At 71.0% G+C, this 2,800-nt stretch carries 1 protein-coding gene; it reads right to left on the bottom strand.

Translation table 11 applies throughout. The features are described from left to right. Positions 1-47 precede the first annotated feature (47 nt). On the bottom strand, positions 48-2,609 hold the full coding sequence (gene pepN, locus ACFWI9_RS24870; protein WP_387165265.1) for an aminopeptidase N: 2,562 nt from the start codon (positions 2,607-2,609) through the stop codon (positions 48-50). Between the last annotated feature and the right edge of the window lie 191 nt (positions 2,610-2,800).

Below are 2,800 nucleotides of genomic sequence, written 5' to 3'. Positions count from 1 at the left end.
GCGCGGCCCGCCACTTAGGACCCCCCCCGCCCCGAGCTCGCAGCGGCTCAGTCCCGTGCCGCGTCCCGCCGCTGGGCGCGCAGCGCGCGGGCCAGATCGTCGCGCTCCTCGGTGACCAGACGGCGCAGCGCCGGAGCGGCGTCGGGGCGCGAGGACAGCCAGCCGTCCGCCGCGTCCAGGGTGGCCTGGTCGTCCTGGAGACCCGGGAACAGCCCCTGCACCACGTTCATGCCGATCTGGATGGAACGCTCGGCCCACACCTGTTCGATCGCGGCGAAGTACTTCTCCGCGTAGGGCGCGATCAGCTCGCGCTGCGAGGACTGCACGAAGCCCGAAATCGTCGCCGCCACCAGCGCGTTGGAGAGCGCGTCGGACTCCACGACCTGCGCCCAGGCCTGGTCCTTGACCGCCGCGGACGGGCGCGCCGCCAGACAGCGGACCTGGTGGCGCTTGCCGGAAGCGGTGTCGTCTTGGGCCAGCTCCGCCCCGATCGCCGCCTCGTCGGCGAACCCGTGCGCGGCCAGCGGCTCCAGCAGCGCCCAGCGCAGCTCCTTGTCGACATCGAGGCCGTCGATCTTCGCGGTGCCGTTGAGCAACCCCTGGAGCAACTGGAAGTCGGCCGCCGTGGCGGCCGCCGCCGCGAAGAACCGTGCCCAGGTCAGCTGGTGCTCGCTGCCCGGCTCCGCGAGCCTGAGCTCCCGCAGCGCGCACGCGGACAGCAGCCGCCCGCCCTCCTCGCGCCAGGACGGAGCCGCGTAGTGCACCAGTGCCGTGCGCGCCCACGCGTGCAGCATCTGGAGCACCCCGATGTCCGACTCCCGGCCCGCGAAGTCCATCACCACGGCCACGAAGTCCCGTGCGGGCATGAGCGCGTCCCGCGTCAGACTCCACAGCGCCGACCAGCACAGTGCACGGGCCAGCGGGTCGGTGATCGCACCCAGGTGAGCGCGCAGGGTCTCCAGCGAGCCCTCGTCGAAGCGGATCTTGCAGTACGTGAGGTCGTCGTCGTTGACCAGCACCAGCGCGGGACGCTCCGCCCCCGCCAGCTCAGCCACGATGGTCCGAGCCCCGACGACATCCACCTCGGCCCGTGCGTAGCGCACCAGGTCCGGCCCTTCGAGCCGGTACAGCCCCACGGCCACCCGGTGCGGCCGGAGCTCGTCGCCCTCCTGGAGCACCGCGAGCTCGGTGATCCGCCCTTCGGCGTCGTATACGGCCACCGGGGTCAGTGTGTCGACCCCCGCGGTCTGCAGCCAGGAGCGCGACCAGGCAGCCATATCCCGGCCCGAGGTCTCCTCCAGCACCGAGAGCAGATCGCCGAGCCGGGTATTGCCGTACGCGTGCCGTCCGAAGTACCGCCGGGCGCCCTCGAGGAAGGCATCCCGTCCCGCGTAGGCCACGAGCTGCTTCAGCACCGACGCGCCCTTGGCGTAGGTGATGCCGTCGAAGTTGAGCTTGGCGTCCTCCAGGTCACGGATGTCCGCCGTGATGGGGTGGGTGGAGGGCAGTTGGTCCGCGCGGTACGCCCAGGCCTTGCGGTTGTTCGCGAAGGTCACCCAGCCGTTGTGGAAGCGGGTGGCCTCCACCATCGAGAAGGACCCCATGAAGTCTGCGAACGACTCCTTCAGCCACAGGTCGTCCCACCAGCGCATGGTGACCAGATCGCCGAACCACATGTGCGCCATCTCGTGCAGGATGACGTTGGCGCGCCGCTCATACGACGCCTGGGTCACCTTGCCGCGGAAGATGAACTCCTCCCGGAAGGTCACACACCCCGGGTTCTCCATCGCCCCGAGGTTGTACTCGGGCACGAAGGCCTGGTCGTACTTCCCGAACGGGTACGGGTAGCCGAAGTGGTCGTGGAAGAAGTCGAAGCCCTGCTTCGTGACGAGGAAGATGTCGTCGGCGTCGAAGTGCTTGGCGAGCGACTTGCGGCACATGGCGCCGAGCGGGATCTCCAGTGTGTTCCCGTCGGGCAGTGTGCGGGTGTAGAGGTCGGTCTCGTAGTGGTAGGGACCGGCGACCACGGCGGTGATGTACGTCGAGATCGGCTTGGTCTCGGCGAACCGCCAGCTGCCGCCGTCCCGGGACGCCACGGCCTCGTTGCTCCAGACCGTCCAGCCGTCCGGCGCGGCCACCTCGAAACGGTACGGGGCCTTGAGGTCCGGCTGTTCGAAGTTCGCGAACACCCGGCGGGCGTCTGCGGGCTCGTACTGCGTGTAGAGGTAGACCTCGCCGTCCTCCGGGTCGACGAACCGGTGCAGCCCCTCGCCGGTACGGCTGTACGCGCACTGGGCGTCGACCACCAGCACGTTCTCGGCGCGCAGCGCGGGGAGCGCCACCCGGGCGCCGTCGAAGACGGCCGCCGGGTCCAGCTCCTCGCCGTTCAGCGTCACGGTGGTGACCGACGGGGCGATCAGATCGGCGAAGCTCGCGGTGCCCGGCTCGGCCGCGCGGAAGCGGATCGTCGTCACCGAGCGGAACGTCCTCGGCTCCGTGGCCTCCTCCGCGGTGGCGGACCGCACGTCGAGGAAGACCTCGTACCCGTCGACGGACAGCAGTGCGGCCCGCTCACCGGCCTCGTCGCGGGACAGATTCTCTCCGGGCACGGCCACTCCTCTGTGTCTCGTTCGAACGGCACTGATCCTCGCATGGGCGCCGACGAGAGTGCGGACGGCCTGGGCCTGGGGCCTTGGGGACACACAGAAGGGGGGGGGGGGCGGGCGGGGGCGTGCGTGCGGGGGGGGGGGGTGGCCTTCCTGCTCAGGGGGGGGGGGGGGGGCGCGGGCGGGCGCTCGGG

Source organism: Streptomyces sp. NPDC127084 (assembly GCF_042724175.1).
Lineage (GTDB): Bacteria > Actinomycetota > Actinomycetes > Streptomycetales > Streptomycetaceae > Streptomyces.
The sequence above is the reverse complement of the archived record's forward strand: the minus strand, read 5'-3'. Positions and strand labels throughout refer to the sequence as shown.